11 protein-coding genes are annotated in these 14,970 nt (G+C 68.6%); 8 read left to right on the plus strand and 3 right to left on the minus strand.

Annotation, left to right across the window (positions count from 1 at the left end):
* Window position 1: 1 nt before the first annotated feature.
* The gene (locus tag GTZ93_RS00600; RefSeq protein WP_139920297.1) at window positions 2–2,782 is read right to left on the minus strand and encodes a TonB-dependent receptor domain-containing protein; all 2,781 of its coding nucleotides are present in this window, start codon (window positions 2,780–2,782) and stop codon (window positions 2–4) included.
* 410 nt (window positions 2,783–3,192) lie between these two features.
* Between GTZ93_RS00600 and GTZ93_RS00605 the strand changes: the two genes are divergently transcribed.
* The 7 genes from GTZ93_RS00605 to GTZ93_RS00635 all read left to right on the plus strand — a co-directional run bounded on the left by GTZ93_RS00605 (window position 3,193) and on the right by GTZ93_RS00635 (window position 10,462).
* Window positions 3,193–4,302: a GRAS family protein gene (locus GTZ93_RS00605; RefSeq protein WP_139924229.1), complete on the plus strand. Its 1,110-nt coding sequence runs from the start codon at window positions 3,193–3,195 to the stop codon at window positions 4,300–4,302.
* A complete protein-coding gene (locus GTZ93_RS00610; protein ID WP_121781181.1) occupies window positions 4,299–4,790 on the plus strand; it encodes a CinA family protein in 492 nt (163 codons plus the stop codon). Before GTZ93_RS00605 ends, GTZ93_RS00610 begins: the two co-directional genes overlap by 4 nt.
* A gap of 84 nt (window positions 4,791–4,874) precedes the next feature.
* Window positions 4,875–5,273 (plus strand): STAS/SEC14 domain-containing protein, encoded by a 399-nt coding sequence (locus GTZ93_RS00615; RefSeq protein ID WP_120566935.1) that lies wholly within the window; start codon window positions 4,875–4,877, stop codon window positions 5,271–5,273.
* A gap of 12 nt (window positions 5,274–5,285) precedes the next feature.
* Window positions 5,286–6,611 (plus strand): AHH domain-containing protein, encoded by a 1,326-nt coding sequence (locus tag GTZ93_RS00620; RefSeq protein ID WP_139923113.1) that lies wholly within the window; start codon window positions 5,286–5,288, stop codon window positions 6,609–6,611.
* 21 nt (window positions 6,612–6,632) lie between these two features.
* On the plus strand, window positions 6,633–7,856 hold the full coding sequence (locus tag GTZ93_RS00625) for an imm11 family protein (protein WP_139923111.1): 1,224 nt from the start codon (window positions 6,633–6,635) through the stop codon (window positions 7,854–7,856).
* A 23-nt stretch (window positions 7,857–7,879) separates the two neighbouring features.
* Window positions 7,880–9,205 (plus strand): AHH domain-containing protein, encoded by a 1,326-nt coding sequence (locus tag GTZ93_RS00630; RefSeq protein ID WP_139923109.1) that lies wholly within the window; start codon window positions 7,880–7,882, stop codon window positions 9,203–9,205.
* 21 nt (window positions 9,206–9,226) lie between these two features.
* Window positions 9,227–10,462 (plus strand): imm11 family protein, encoded by a 1,236-nt coding sequence (locus GTZ93_RS00635; RefSeq protein WP_139923107.1) that lies wholly within the window; start codon window positions 9,227–9,229, stop codon window positions 10,460–10,462.
* Here the strand turns inward: GTZ93_RS00635 and GTZ93_RS00640 are convergent, their stop codons facing one another.
* Window positions 10,463–11,089: a hypothetical protein gene (locus GTZ93_RS00640; RefSeq protein ID WP_121781177.1), complete on the minus strand. Its 627-nt coding sequence runs from the start codon at window positions 11,087–11,089 to the stop codon at window positions 10,463–10,465. It lies immediately after the preceding gene.
* A complete protein-coding gene (locus GTZ93_RS00645; protein ID WP_161662598.1) occupies window positions 11,089–12,012 on the minus strand; it encodes a fatty acid desaturase family protein in 924 nt (307 codons plus the stop codon). The genes GTZ93_RS00640 and GTZ93_RS00645 overlap by 1 nt, the downstream gene beginning before the upstream one ends.
* Before the next feature lie 117 nt (window positions 12,013–12,129).
* Here GTZ93_RS00645 and GTZ93_RS00650 point away from each other — a divergent pair, with 117 nt between their 5' ends.
* Window positions 12,130–14,967: an FG-GAP-like repeat-containing protein gene (locus tag GTZ93_RS00650; RefSeq protein ID WP_257979390.1), complete on the plus strand. Its 2,838-nt coding sequence runs from the start codon at window positions 12,130–12,132 to the stop codon at window positions 14,965–14,967.
* The last annotated feature ends 3 nt before the right edge of the window (window positions 14,968–14,970 follow it).

Consider the following 14,970-nt stretch of genomic DNA (forward strand, 5'->3'; position numbering starts at 1 on the left):
GTCAGTAGGTCGCCTTGAGCCCGAAGAGGGGGAGGATGACGGGGATGCGCATGGGGACCCGCACGGGGCGGACGTCCTTGTGGGGGGAGCCCTCGTAGTCGCCGCCTTCGGAGCGGTACTCGTAGGCCACCACCTCCTGCTGTGCGGAGAGGTTGAGCACGTCGAGTGACGCATCCAGGGTGAAGTCCTGGTAGGCCCACGACTTCGCGATGCGCGCGTCCACGCGGAAGAACGGCGACAGGCGCTGCGTGCGGTCCAAGTCCTGCCGCACCCATTCCGTCGAGCCGTCGCCGTTCGTCACCCAGCGCTGCGTCTGGGAGGTGAGCTGCCCCGTCTCCGGACGGCCGGTGTTGAAGTGCACCACCGTGCCCACGGTCCAGTTGTTGCCGAACTTGTAGCTGAGCGCGGCGTTGAAGGTGTGCGCCTGCTCGAAGGCGAAGGGCAGCGTGCCCTCCACCGTCTCCAGCACGCGGTTGTCGTCGCCGATGCGGGCGAAGCGCGCCTTCCGCTTGCTCTGCAGGAAGCTGTAGGACACCCAGCCGAACCAGTGGCGGCCCAGCGGATGGCGCGCCATCAGGTCGAAGCCGTAGGCGTAGCCGGTGGTGGCGGGGTCCTCGCCCAGGCCGCCCCGGCGGCGGCGGTTCTCCGCCACGTCCACCAGGTCGAACTCCACCGCGCGGGAGAGCGGGTTGAAGTACGCGTCCGCGCTCAGCTCCAGCCCCTCGAAGGCCTTCCACTCCGCGCCCACGTCGAACTGCGCGCCGGACTGGAGGCCGTAGCGCAGGCTCGCGGTGTCGACCGCGGGCACGTGCACGAGCACGGTGGGCGGCTGGTGGAACAGGCCCGCGCCGCCCTTGAGCGTGAGGGTGTCCGTCAGTGTGCGGCGTACGGACAGGCGCGGCTCCACCGCGGTGAAGGTCATACCCGGCACCAGGTGGTACGCATCCACGCGCAGGCCCGGCGTCACCACCCAGTCTTCCGAGGGCTTCCACGTGACGGACGCATACGCGCCGGAGAAGGTGGCCAGCGCGCTGGGCCGCTTGAGCGGATCCGCGTCGTCGGAGGGCCGCCAGCCCGGAGGCCGCGCGGTGCCGATGAGCGTGGTGGCGGAGCGGCGGTGCTCCACGTCCGCGCCCACGGCCAGGTCCAGCGAGGACGTCAGCGTGCGGCGCCACCCCGCGCGCGCGGCGATGCTCGCCTGGCGCAGCCCGTACTCGCCCACCTTCTCGCGGAAGAGGTCGCCACCGGTGTCGCGCGTCCGCTCACCGGTGAGGCCCAGGCCGTCCCAGCCCAGCGTGATGCCGACCTCGCCCTCGCCGTCCGCCACCGGATGCGTGCCGCGCAGGTCGATGCGGTGGAAGCGCGACACGACGCCGGCTCCTTCCGCTTCGGCCCGCAGCTCCGGCGAGATGCCCACGTCGTCGGAGCTGCCCAGCGCGAACAGGCGCAGGCGGCCTTTGCCCACCTTCTGCTCGACGCGCGCCTGGTAGTCCCAGAAGCCCGCGCGCAGTCGCTCCGCTTCCGAGTTCTGCAAGGCATTGGCCGCCAGCGAGATGAGCAGCGCGGAGTAGCTGAAGCGGCCCGCCAGGCTGACGCTGGTGCCGGTGGACTCGAAGGGCTGTTCGATGAAGCCGCCCGCGTTGAGCAGGTCCGCGTACGCGGTGAAGTGCAGCCGGTCCTCGCGAGGGCGGCTGAGGCGGCCCTCCACCGCGCCGCCCAGCACGCGGCCGTACTGTACCGGCGGCGTGCCCGGATAGAAGTCCACGGTGTCGATGAAGTCCGGGTGCACCACCGCGGGCCCGAGCAGCAGGTGGTACAGCATCGGGATGCGCACGCCGTCCAGGAAGAAGCCCGTGGCGGCGGGCTGGCTGCCGCGCACCACCGGGTAGCTGATGCCTGACGCGAGGCTGCCCACGCCCGGCATCAGCATCACCACGCGGAACGGGTCGCCCATCGTGCCGGGCACCTCGCGGATCTCCTGTTCGTGCAGGCTGATGCGGGTGACCTCCGTGCGTGGACGCTCGTCGCGCACGACGGTCTCGTAGGGGTTCACCTCGCGAGGCTGGAGGCGGTAGACGACCTGGAGCGTCTGTCCTTGCGTCAGCGTCTCCGTGAACACCGTCGTCGCATGGCCAGGAGCGCGGACCTCCAGCGTGTGCGAGCCCGGCGATACGTCCACCGTGAAGAGACCCCGAGCGTCCGTGGTGGTGGCGGGCTGGATCGCGCCGTCCAGGAAGAGGGCCGCGTCCTGTAGCGGGCGACGCGTGCCGCGTGCGCGCACCTCGCCGGTGACGCGTGTGGTGGAGGCGGGGACCTGCACGGGCGGCGTGAAGCGGTAGACGAAGGGCAGGCGCACGGCCACGGGAGTGCCAGCCAGTGTGGCCGGGGTGAAGCGCAGGCCCGGGGCCGCGGCGAGCGCCGCGTCGGTGAGGCGAGGCTCGGCGGCGGCGCGCACCACCTTCGCTTCCGCGACGTGGCCTTCCACGTCCACCAGCAGCTCCAGCTCCACCTCGCCCGGCGTGCCCTCCAGTCCTTCCGGCCATGCGGCGGGAGCGTCGGCGGTGAGGCTGGGCGGCACGAGCGCCGTGTCACCCGCGTCCGGAGAGAAGCCCAGGCGGAGGGCGTCCTCGGCGGAGAGGGCCTGGCCGGCGTCGGTGGCGTGGACGTCCACCTCCACGGCGCGAGGCTCGCTGGTGGAGGAGGGCACGCCCTGCGCGAGGGCGGTCGATGCGGACAGGAGCACGAGCGTCAGCGCCAGGGGGGCGGCACGGGGGAGGAACATGGGCGGGCGCTTCAACACCGGACCCCTACAAAAGTGACACCCGCGCTGGCGTCGGAGTGCTCCGGCCCGGCGAGGACACTGCCTGCGTTCATGGATTCGGCTCAAGGCGCCCATGACTTCCCCGGCCCGTGGCGGAAGTCGGTTCACGCAGGGCATACGGACCGGGAGGCGAATCCCTGCGGTGCCTTTCACGCGAAGTCTATTGGATGCCGTGCCAGGAGTCGCCGGGCCGCTCGAACCCCCCGCCATTCCCCCCGCGCCGCGCCACTCCGTCCCCCAGGGCGGCGCGCTGTGCGAACGCGCACGGCCCTCTGTCCCGAGGTGCCGCCCCCTGGAGCCGCGACATGGGCGGTCGTTACACTTTTTCATGTCGAGCGGAAGCCACGGCCAGGGTTCCGCGGGGAGGGCGCATGCGGACGCCGAAGGACGAACTGCTGCTCCGGGCGATGGACCATGCGTTGTCAGCGCGAACGATAGAGGCGGTCGAGGCGCTGGCCGCGCTCTATCGGTTGTTGGACGCGGAGCGCATTCCCGAGGACGAGAACTACGCCGTGTTCGCCACGGCATTGTCGCGCCGGTTGGAGGGCGCGACGGGCGCGCTGCATCCGTACCGGGCGTCGGAGGTGGACGGAGGCGCGCCACAGATTGAGTTGTTCCGGCGGTTGATGAAACACCTGCCGCTGGCGTCGGCGGCGGACGCGGTGGCGAACGCGCTGCTCGCGGACTTCCTGCGAGGGCACGCGGAGCCGACGCTGCTGGACGTGGGCATCGGGCAGGGGAGGCAGGAGTGCAACCTGCTGCGGGCGCTGGCGAGGACAGGAGCACTGCCCCGGCACCTGACAGTGGTGGGAGTGGACCCCAGCGGCACGAGCCTGGTGGAGGCGCGCGACGCGGTGCTGGCGGTGGCGGACGAGGTGGGGCTGTCGCTCGAGTTCGTGAAGCTGGAGTCGCCGGTGGAGGACCTGGACATGGCGACGTGGGCGGCGTTGCGAGCCGTGCGCCGGCCGCTGGTGGTGAACGCGGCGTTCGCGCTGCATCACGTAGCGGAGAAGGAGGCGTCGGGCATGGAGGCGCGCGACGCGGTGCTGGCGAGGCTGGCGTCGCTGGGCCCGGTAGGCGTGGTGATGTGCGAGCCCCACGTGGATCACCACCGTGCACCGGCGCGTGAGCGATTGAAGAACGCGTGGAATCACTTCTCCCGCGTGTTCCAGTTGCTGGATACGTTGGAGATACCGAGCGCGGAGCGTCGCGCCATCAAGCGATTCTTCGGCCGGGAGGTGGATGACATCGTGGGCACGGTGAACGAATCGGAGCGGTGTGAGCGCCACGAGCCGGCCCTGGCCTGGTGGGAGCGGTTGCAGCGAGCAGGCTTTGCGCCGAGGGGCGGGCTGGAGGCGGTGTGTCCGGCGGACGTGCACCCGGCGGTGGGGCTGTGCGTGGAGGAGGGCACGGTGGGCATCACCTTCCGGGGCGACGTGCTGGTGTCGGTGCTGGCGGCGGTGCCAGGGGAGGGCGCGTGAGCGACCTGGATGCGTTGGCGCCGAAGGTCATCGCGAGGTGCCGTGAGGCCGGGGTGCGGCTGGCATTGGCGGAGGCGTGTACGGGAGGGCTGATGACGGCGGCGCTGACGGAGGTGCCGGGGGCATCGGCTGTGGTGGAGCGAGGGTTCGTGCCGTATTCGAACGAGTCGAAGGGAGAGCAGCTGGGGGTGCCGCTGGCGTTGTTGCAGGCGCACGGCTCGGTGAGCGCGGAGGCGGTGGGCGCGATGGCGGCGGGGGCGCTGGAGCGTTCGTGGGCGGACTGGGCGGTGGCGGAGACGGGCATCGCGGGGCCCGGGGGAGGGACGGAGGCGAAGCCGGTGGGGCTGGTGTTCATCGCGGTACAGCGGCGCGGGAGGGCCGCGGTGGTGGAGCGTCACCGGTTCGAAGGAGACCGGCGGCAGGTGCGGCATGCAGCGGCGGCGCGAGGGCTGGCCCTCCTTCTGGAGCAAGTGGGAGTGGAGTCCTGAATAGGGGACTCATCCCTCCGGACGTTGGCACGTGGACGCGTGATGGGGGAGAAGGTTTGACGCAGTCTCACGAAGGGGGCCTCGATGTATCGAATCGACGTGGACCGGGCGGAATCCATCGTGAGCTTCGCGCTGGAGGGCTACATCCGGCTGGAGGAGATGCAGCGCTTCGTGGAGGACCTGCGCGCCGCGACGGATGAAGTGGCGGGGCAGGCCATCAAGATCGAAGCGGACCTGCGAACGTTCCGGCCGGCGTCGCCGGAGGCCGCGGATCTCATCCGGAGGGTGCAGGAGTACGGGCTGCGCTCCGGAGTGACGCGGGTGGCGGAGTTGGTGCAGAACCAGATCGTCGCGTTGCAGTTGAACCGGGTGGCGTCCGGAAGCGGGACGGACAAGATCCTCCGCCGTTTCTGGCAGGAGTCCGCGGCAAGGACCTGGCTGAAGCACGGAGACGCGGAGCTGGGAGTGGCGCTGCGGGGCTGAGCGGAAACGAACATGCCAGCGCGCGGGTGGTGCGTGCTGTGGGTGTTGTTCGTGACGGGCTGCACGACGTCACGGACATGGCGGTTGGACACGGGAGAAGGCCGGGCGCGTGAGCACACGCCGCGCACGGACACGCGACCCGTGACGCTGGACGGCGACATCTTCGAGGAGACAGTGCGGACGCTGGCGCCTGGAGCGCCGGCGTCCGTGCATCCGAGGAGGGAAGCACTCCGGCTGTTGAATCCCGGAGCGGACCGCCCGCGAGCCTCGCTGGGCGTCGTGTCCGTGGATGACCCGAGGCAGGGCCGCGTCCGCGTGTCGCAAGGGGGCACGGAGCTGGAGGCCGCCTACGGACGCTGGTGCGTGCGCAAGCGGCTGTCCGGAGACTGCCTGCACCTGTTGGACGGAGGGCTGACGCTGGATGAGGAGGGCAAGCGGACGCTGGCCTTCCGTATTGCGTTGGACTCGGTGTGGGAGGAGACGGCCGAAGCCTTGGTGGGGATGGTGGACCCCGAGGCGACGGTGTCCCTGCTGGTGATGACGGGAGCGGTGTACTTCAGCCTGTGGCTGGTACCGGAGCCGCTGCTGTCGAAGGGCGTGGCGGCGACGCTGACGGTGGCGCTGATTGCATACCTGGGCTGGGACACGGTGTGGAGTCTCATCCAGGGCTGGAGGGTGCTGGCGGCGGAGGTGCGGGAAGCAGAGACGTTCGACGGCATCCGGGACGCGGGGGAGAAGTACGGCGAGGTGATGGGAAAGCAGGCGGCAAGGGCCTTCGTGATGCTGGCGATGGCGGCGCTGGGGAGTACGGCGCAGACGCTGGCGACGCGGGTCGCGACGCTGCCGGGCTCAGCGCAGGCGGCGCTGGTGGGCGCGGAGCAGGGAGGCTTCCGGCTGGTGGCCGCGGCGGAGGTCTCAGCAATCGCGGTGTCCGCGAGCGGCGAGGTGACCCTCGCACTGGCGCCCAACGCGGTGGCGATGTCGGCGAAGGGGCGGAACGTCCCCGTGCCGGTCGAAGTCCGGGTACATCACATCGCCACGAACAAGTGGTGGGAGGCGACGCACAACGGTGGTCCCTGGTCACCTAAGTTCCAGAAACTCTTCGACCGCGCAGGCATGTCACTGGACGACGAAGTGAACACGGTTCGTGTCCAGGGCCATCAAGGTCCGCATCCTCGCGAGTACCATGAGACAGTCCACTCAAGGTTGAGTGAGGCCTTGGGAAACTGCAGAACCATCCTGACATGCAAAGAAGCGCTGGTGAGGGAACTCCAAGCCCTGGGCAGGCAGATCTCCAAGCCGAACACCCGGCTCAACCTTCTTGTCACCCAACCCTGATTCACAGGGAGACGGATTCCGATGCGGTACTTCGAGCTTCACGACGACATGGAGTTGAGGGACCGCTGGTTGCCAGATGAGCCCACGGATGCCAAGGGGCGGGAGGTCGATGACATCTGGCAGTTCAGGAAGGGGTGCCCGGTCCAGATCAACGAACGTCTACGGATTCCCATTGGTCATCCTGGGAAGATCCTCGACTACGCCACGACGAGTGTCGGAACTGCGCCCATTGTCCATCGGAGAGTCGCAAGTGTGTTCACGGAGTTGGCTCCTGATGAGGTGCAGCTCATCCCGGTCGATGTCGACGGACAGTCGGAGCCCTTCTTCATCCTCGTTGCGACTCGCACCATCCGATGCATCGATGACCAGGAGTCGGCGGAGGTGCTGTATTGGTTGCCTGAAGATGGGCGGCCGGAGAAGACCGGGCGATACAGGTCCGTCATGGGTATGCGCATCGACACGACGAAAGTGGGCGATGCCAAGGTCTTCCGTCCCTGGGGCTGGAGCATCACGCTCATTGTCTCCGAGGACATCAAGGAGGCCCTAGAGCGCACCGGCGCCACGGGAATTGCGTTCAAGGAAGTCACAGGCCCGAGCGAAGTCAGCCCGGAACAGCGTGAGCACAACCGCAAGCTCCAGGCCCTCTACGAGCGAACGGAAATGGCCCGCACCGCGTTCTGGCGCACGCTGGGCACGCTGGACGAAAACGCCATCCTCCCCATCGTCGTCGGAGGAGGCTGGCCCGCGAGGCGCCAGGTCTGGCGAGTCATCCACCGGCCCGAAGGACGCACCCTCTTAGTGACGGACGGCCTCTCCGACTTCTTCGTAGAGACTGTGGCGCCCTCTATAGGCTTCGGCCTGGAGCTCGCGCTCGAGACCAACGAGCCGCAGACAGGCTGGCCCGTGACGCTGCTGGAACGAATCGCCAACGAACTCGTAGGCCACGAACACCTGCGCGAACCCGCCAGGACCGGCATCCTCTCCATGGAAGTGGACGGAGAGCACATGCCCGAACCCCTCCTGACGAAGGACGGCCGCGTCGGCGTGCTCCTCGGCATGGACACCCCAGCACTCCCGGGTCACTTCACGATGCCGGACGGACAGGTCCGGCTCGTCACCGTGAAGACACTCATGCCCCGGGAGCTCACGTACCTGCTGGAGCACGGCCGGGAGGAACTGCTCCACCGCTTCAACCAGTCCAACCCCGGCCACCTGTCCAAGGCCTGGCGCCAGCCTGTGGTGTAGTAGCTCAGGCCAGGAGGCAGTCCATGTCGCTGCGCTGGCTGTGCGTGATGTGGATGCTGTTCGTGACGGGCTGCGCGACGTCACGGACATGGCGGTTGGACACGGGAGAAGGCCGGGCGCGTGAGCACACGCCGCGCACGGACACGAGGCCCGTGTCGCTGGAGGGCGACACCTTCGAGAAGGCAGTGCGGACGCTGGCGCGTGGAGCGTCGGTGTCGGTGCATCCGAGGAGGGAAGCCCTCCGGCTGTTGAATCCTGGATCGGACCGTCCGCGAGCCTCGCTGGGCGTCGTGTCCGTGGATGACCCGAGGCAGGGCCGCGTCCGCGTGTCGCAAGGGGGCACTGAACTGGAGGCCGCCTACGGACGCTGGTGCGTGCGCAAGCGGCTGTCCGGAGATTGCCTGCACCTGTTGGACGGAGGGCTGACGCTGGATGAGGAGGGCAAGCGGACGCTGGCCTTCCGCATTGCGTTGGACTCGGTGTGGGAGGAGACGGCCGAAGCCTTGGTGGGGATGGTGGACCCCGAGGCGACGGTGTCCCTGCTGGTGATGACGGGAGCGGTGTACTTCAGCCTGTGGCTGGTACCGGAGCCGCTGCTGTCGAAGGGCGTAGCGGCGACGCTGACGGTGGCGCTGATTGCGTACCTGGGCTGGGACACGGTGTGGAGTCTCATCCAGGGCTGGAGGGTGCTGGCGGCGGAGGTGAGGGAGGCGGAGACGTTCGACGGCATCCGGGACGCGGGAGAGAAGTACGGCGAGGTGATGGGAAAGCAGGCGGCACGGGCCTTCGTGATGCTGGCGATGGCGGCGCTGGGGAGCACGGCGCAGACGCTGGCGACGAGGGTCGCGACGCTGCCCGGTTCAGCGCAGGCCGCGCTGGTGGGAGCGGAGCAGGGAGGCTTCCGGCTGGTGGCAGCGGCGGAAGTATCAGCGATTGCCGTGTCCGCGAGCGGCGAGGTGACCCTCGCGCTGGCGCCCAACGCGGTGGCGATGTCCGCGAAGGGGCGGAACGTCCCCGCGCCCGTCGACGTCCACGAGCATCACATCGCCACGAATAAATGGTGGGAAGCCACGCATCATGGCGGACCTTGGTCGCCCAAGTTCCAAGACCTCTTCGACCGTGCGGGCATGTCCTTGGATGATCCCGCAAACAAAGTCCGTGTTCCTGGACATAAAGGACCGCATCCTCAGAAGTACCATGAAGAAGTCTACGAACGCTTGCGCCGGGCACTGGGAAGATGCAGGAGCATTCAGTCGTGCGGTAAGGAGCTTGTGAAGGAGCTTGAGTCGCTGGGAGCGGAGATCTCTACGCAGAACAGTCGGCTCAACTTGCTCGTCACGCAGCCCTGACGACCGGGAAGGCTAATCCCAATGAGGTACTTCAAACTCCTCGACGACATGGAGATTCACGGCCGCTGGCTTCCAGGTGAAGCGACGAACGCCCAGGGGCATGAGATCGATGACATCTGGCAGTTCGCGGATGGCTGCCCGGTCCAGGTCCATGAGCGCCTGACGATCCCCATCGGGCATCCGGGAGTGGTTCAAGACTTCTCAACGTCGAGTGTGGGCGGGACACCTGTTGTCCACAAGCGCGTCGCGAATGTCTTCGCGGAACTGGCTCAGGACGACGTACAGCTCATTCCCGTCGAGGTCGAAGGACAGTCCGAGCCTTACTTCATCCTCGTCGCGACACGGACCATTCGATGCATCGATGATCAACAGTCCGCCGAGGTGAAGTACTGGCTGCCAGAGGATGACCGACCAGAATTGACGGGGACATATCGAGCCGTCTACGGCCTGCGCATCGACCCGACGAAAGTGGGCGATGCCAAGGTCTTCCGCCCCTGGGGTTGGAACGTCGTGCTCCTCGTCTCCGAGGACATCAAGGATGCCCTGGAGAGTTCAGGCGCTACGGGGATGTCATTCAGAGAGGTCACAGGCCCCAGCGAAGTCAGCCCTGAACAGCGCGAACACAGTCGCAAGCTCAAGGTGCTCTACGACCGGACCGAAAAGGCCCGCACCGCGTTCTGGCGCACGCTGGGCACCATGGAGGACAGCTTCGTCATCCCCATTGTCGTCGGAGGCGGCTGGCCCGCGAGGCGCCAGATCTGGCGAGTCATTCACAGGCCCGAAGGGCGCACCCTCTTCGTAACGGACGGTCTCTCCGACTTCTTCGTGGAGGCCGTGGCGCCCTCCGTAGGCTTCGGCCTGGAGCTCGCGCTCGAAACCGACGAGCCCGTGGAGAACGTGGCGAAGAGCTGGCAGCAGCTTCTGCTGGAACGAATCGCCAACGAGCTCGTAGGCCACGAACACCTGCGCGAACCCGCCAGGACCGGCATCCTCTCCATGGAAGTGGACGGAGAGCGCATGCCCGAACCGCTCCTGACCAAGGACGGCCGCGTCGGCGTGCTCCTGGGCATGGACACCCCAGCACTCCCGGGTCACTTCACGATGCCGGACGGACAGGTCCGGCTCGTCACCGTGAAGACGCTGATGCCCCGGGAGCTCACGTACCTGCTGGAGCACGGCCGGGAGGAACTGCTCCACCGCTTCAACCAGTCCCACCCCGGTCACCTGTCCAAGGCCTGGCGCCAGCCCGTGGTGTAGCTACCCCATTCCCATCATCAGCCACACCGCCAGCGCCCCATACAGTGGCACGTTGAGCGCCAGCGTCAGCCGGTTGATGCGCTGGAACCGCGCCTGCTCGGCATCCGCGAACCACACCCCATCCTCTCCGGTGGTGCGTCCCTCCACGGCCTGATGGAACAGCGCCGCATATGCCACCTCCACCAGCAGGCTCACCAGCACCAACCCCACCAACGCCAGCGACCACACATCGCGCCCATCGAGCACTCCGGCCCACTTCTCCCCGGTGTACACGAGCCCCGCCCCCACCAGCGCGATGCACCCCAGGTCATGGCCCACGCCATACGGCGGCCGCCAGTTGCGCGACACGTAGAGCATGTAGAGCTCCGCGGCACCGCGCAGCCACATGGACACCGCGAACGCCCCCAGCACGACGCGCGCCTCCATCGGCACGGACGCATCCAGCGCCACCAGCGGGCACACCAGGAACCAGAGGAACACCGCGTACAGCAGCCACGCCATCTTGGGTCCGGAGATGCGTCCACCTCGGCCGCCCTGTGCGTTCTGCCTGCGCCGGAACACCACCGCCGCGCTCGCGCACGCCAGCAACGCCACCACCAGGAACACCCGCGTCGACGAAGTGAGCATCAGTAGGAACGAGGCCGGGGATAGTGGTGGGGAAACCGCTCGACGTACCACGCTCGAAGCCGGGGCAGATGCGTGAAGGACACCTGCGGATGCAGGTGATGCACCACGTGCATCCCCACGTGCCGGGGCGCCAATCCCAACCCTCCCCACCACCCGAGCCCATGGTCGCGAGTGCACGCGAACACATCTTCCAGCTTCCGCCCTTGCACGGGCGCGGCGGTGTGCTCCGCGAGCAACCGGTGCGCGTTGAATCCAGACGCCACCAGCAACGGCACCGCATACCCCCACAGCACCGCGGAAGGCCACCGCACCGCCAGCGCCAGCACGCCCAGGTGGAACAGCACCTGCCCCGCCTCCGCCCGAGCACACGCCGCCACCTCCGCGTCGCGCGTGAGCACCCGTCCGGAGCGGTCCTGCAGGAACACGCGCCCATATGCCGTGCGCAGCGAAGGCAACATCCACGCGCAAAGCCCCACCGGTCCCCGCAGCACCCAGCCGGGGATGACAGTCAGGAGCAGCAGCCACCGCCACGCCGTGCGCAGCCGGCCTCCATCCGGAGGCTTGCGGTACGGATCCGACGGCAGGCCCGCGTCGCGATGATGGCGAAGGTGGTGGTAGCGCATCGCCTCCAGCGTGGACGCAATGGGGTACCCCGCGACGGTCTCCAGCAGACACAGTCGCCATTCCCGCCTTCGCGAAGGCAGGTGGACCGCGTCATGAAGCAGGACGCCCAGGGCATGCAGCCGTCCCGCGACGACGAGCACCGCCAACGGCACCAGCACCGGAGGAGCCCAAGCCATGACCGCCCACCCCAGGGCCATCCCCGCCCACTCCACGGCCGCCAGGCGCAGCAGTCCGGAGGGCGTTGCGGGAACGAGCAGCTCGCGAGGCACCGCCGCGCGACGAGGCAGGGAAGAGGACATCGGGCGCCAGGACTCCATGCATGGGCGCCGGACGCAAGCCCCGTGCGGATTGGACACCCGGAGACGGGCACGGCACGCTCCGCGCGTGCACCGGGACGGTCAATCATGAGTGTGGAGATGCCGACGCAGCCGGCCCTCGCGGGCACGCGTGTGGAGTGGGGCGGTTGGGTGTTCCCCCGCTGGAACGACCCGAGGCTGCCCTTCGCGGCGCTGCTCACGCTCTACGGCGTGCTGGGCTTCACCTTCTTCGGCTTCAACCGCAGCCCCGGGCAGATGGCCTTCCTGGTCGTCTCCGGCACGCTGCTTGACGCGGTCCTGGGCTGGGTGCTCAAGCGGCGCAAGGAGCTGCCGCTCTCCGCGTACATCTCCTGCTGTTCGCTGGCGCTGCTCCTGAACTACTCGCACGCGAGCACGCTCTTGTGGCTGCCGGTGTGGCTGGCCATCGGCTCCAAGTACGTGCTGACCTTCCAGGGGCGGCACGTCTTCAACCCGTCGATGTTCGCGGTGGCCGTGTCGCTGCTCACCACGCGCGAGCTCATCACCGCCGCGCCCGCCTACCAGTGGGCCAACGGGGAGGTCGCGCTGTCGGCCTTCATCGTGATGGCGGCGATGGTGCTGTTCTTCTTCCGCGTGGGCCGCGGCTGGTTGGTGATCAGCTTCCTGACCTTCTACGCGCTCCAGACGGCGCTGCGAGCGTTCATCCTCCGCCACCACCTGCCGCCGGAGGTGCTGTTCCTGGGCACGCTGGGCGCGCCGTCGTTCTTCATCTTCGTCTTCTACATGCTCACCGACCCGGCGACGTCGCCCACGACGCCAAAGGCCCAGGTGCTGGTCGCGCTGGCCATCACCTGCGTGGACCTGGTGCTGCACCTGAAGGAGAGCGTCTACACGTTCTTCTACGCGGCGCTCACCGTGGCCACCTCCCGCTTCGTGTTCATGCACGCGCGCGAGCTGTGGCGCACCCGGGGCGCGGCGCTGCACGGGCTCCTGGCTCCGGACATGCTCAAGCGCGTGGGCGTGGTGGGGGGACTCGGGGCGGTGCTGGCGACGGGCTACTCGGTGTCAGCGGCGCAGGGGGAGCGTCAGGCGCCGCTCGCGTTCCACCTGAACGCGCAGGACCTCAAGCAAGCGGGCCTGGACTCCCAGATGGGTCACACGCTGGAGGAGTTGGATCCGCGCGTGGCCCACGTCGCCAAGTGGCTGGTCGCGGTGGGCGACGCGGTGGCCACCGGCGACTTCGACGGGGACGGCAAGCTGGACCTGTTCCTCACGCACCCGCTGGGCACGCCGGAGCACCACGCGGGCCTGTACCGCAACCTGGGCGGGCTGCGCTTCGAACGCGTCCCCGTGCCCGCGCTGGAGCGCTTCGCCACCCGCTACAAGGAGGAGGGCCTGGCGGGCGGCGGGACGTTCGTGGACTGGGATGGGGACGGGGACCAGGACCTCGCGGTGGCGGTGGCCTTCGGGCCGGTGCGCCTGCTGCGCAACACGCTGCGCGAGACGGGCACCGCGGGCTTCGAGGACGTGACGGAATCCGCGGGCGTGACGGACCACGCGGTGAGCCTGGGGCTCACGTTCCTGGACTACGACCGCGACGGGCACCTGGACCTGCTGGTGCTCAACGCGATGACGACGCACCTGCCCGACTACCCGGAGCCCGCGCCGCCGCTCAACCTCTTCAAGCTGCCCGAGCCCGAGTACGCGGGTGACCGCCGCATGCTGCGCTTCATGCACGACGGCTGGCACAACGCGAGCAACGGTGGGCGCAACGCGCTCTACCGGGGCCGAGGAGACGGCACGTTCGAGAAGCAGGACATGGAGGCGCTGGGCCTGAAGGAGACGCACTGGTCGCTCGCGGTGAGCACGGTGGACCTGAACCAGGACGGGTGGACGGACCTCTACGTGGCCAACGACTTCGGGCCGGACGACATCTACCTGAACGAGGGTGGCCGGCACTTCCGCCACATCGTGGGCAACCGCTTCGGGGAGATTGGCCGCGACACGTACAAGGGCATGAACGCGAGCGTGGCGGACTTCGACCGCAACGGTTGGTTGGATGTGTACGTGTCCAACGTGCACCACTCGCTCCAGGCGGAGGGCAGCCTGTTGTGGATGGTGGGGCCGGGCGAGGACGCCTTCGTCCCTCGCTTCAAGGACGAGGCCACCTTCCGGGGCGCGCTGAACGAGCGCCGCTTCGGCTGGGGCGCGGCGGCGGGGGACCTGGACGACGACGGATGGCCGGACCTGGTGCAGGCCAACGGCATGGTGGACGCGCGTCTGGACGCGGAGAAGTGGCGCATCCCGGCGGGACAGCGCAACGACTACTGGTACGTGAACCACAAGTTGATGCAGTCCGGCCCGGAGGTGCACACGTACGCGGACAAGTGGGGCGACATCCGGGGCCGCATGCTCTATCCGAACGAAGCGCGCCGCGTGTACCTCAACCTGGGCGATGCGAGGCCGGGGCACTTCGTGGATGTGGCGAAGGACGTGGGCATCGAAGCGCCGGACAACTCGCGCGGCGTGTTGATGGCGGACCTGGATGACGACGGCGACCTGGACGTGCTCATCACCAACCAGCACGCGCCGGTGTCGCTGTACCGCAACACGCTGCGAGCCAGCGCCACGGAAGCGAAGCCGGACGCGCACTTCGTGGGCCTGTCGCTGGTGGGGGACGGCCAGCGCACGCACCGCAGCGCGGTGGGCTCGCGCGTGGTGGTGTCTTACGAGGACAACGGCAAACGCGTGGAGCAGGTGCGCGAGGTGGGGCTGATGGGCGGGTTCTCCGCGTCGGCGGATCCCCGGCTGCACTTCGGCCTGGGCCGTCACTCGGGACCGGTGAAGGCGGTCATCCACTGGTATGGCGCGCAGCCGCAGGAGGTGACGTTGGAGGCGGACCGCTACCAGGAGGTGCGTCAGCCTCCCGCGCCCACGGCGCTGCGGGGAGGGCCCTGAAGC

The organism is Corallococcus exiguus, assembly GCF_009909105.1.
Classification (GTDB): Bacteria; Myxococcota; Myxococcia; order Myxococcales; family Myxococcaceae; genus Corallococcus; species Corallococcus exiguus.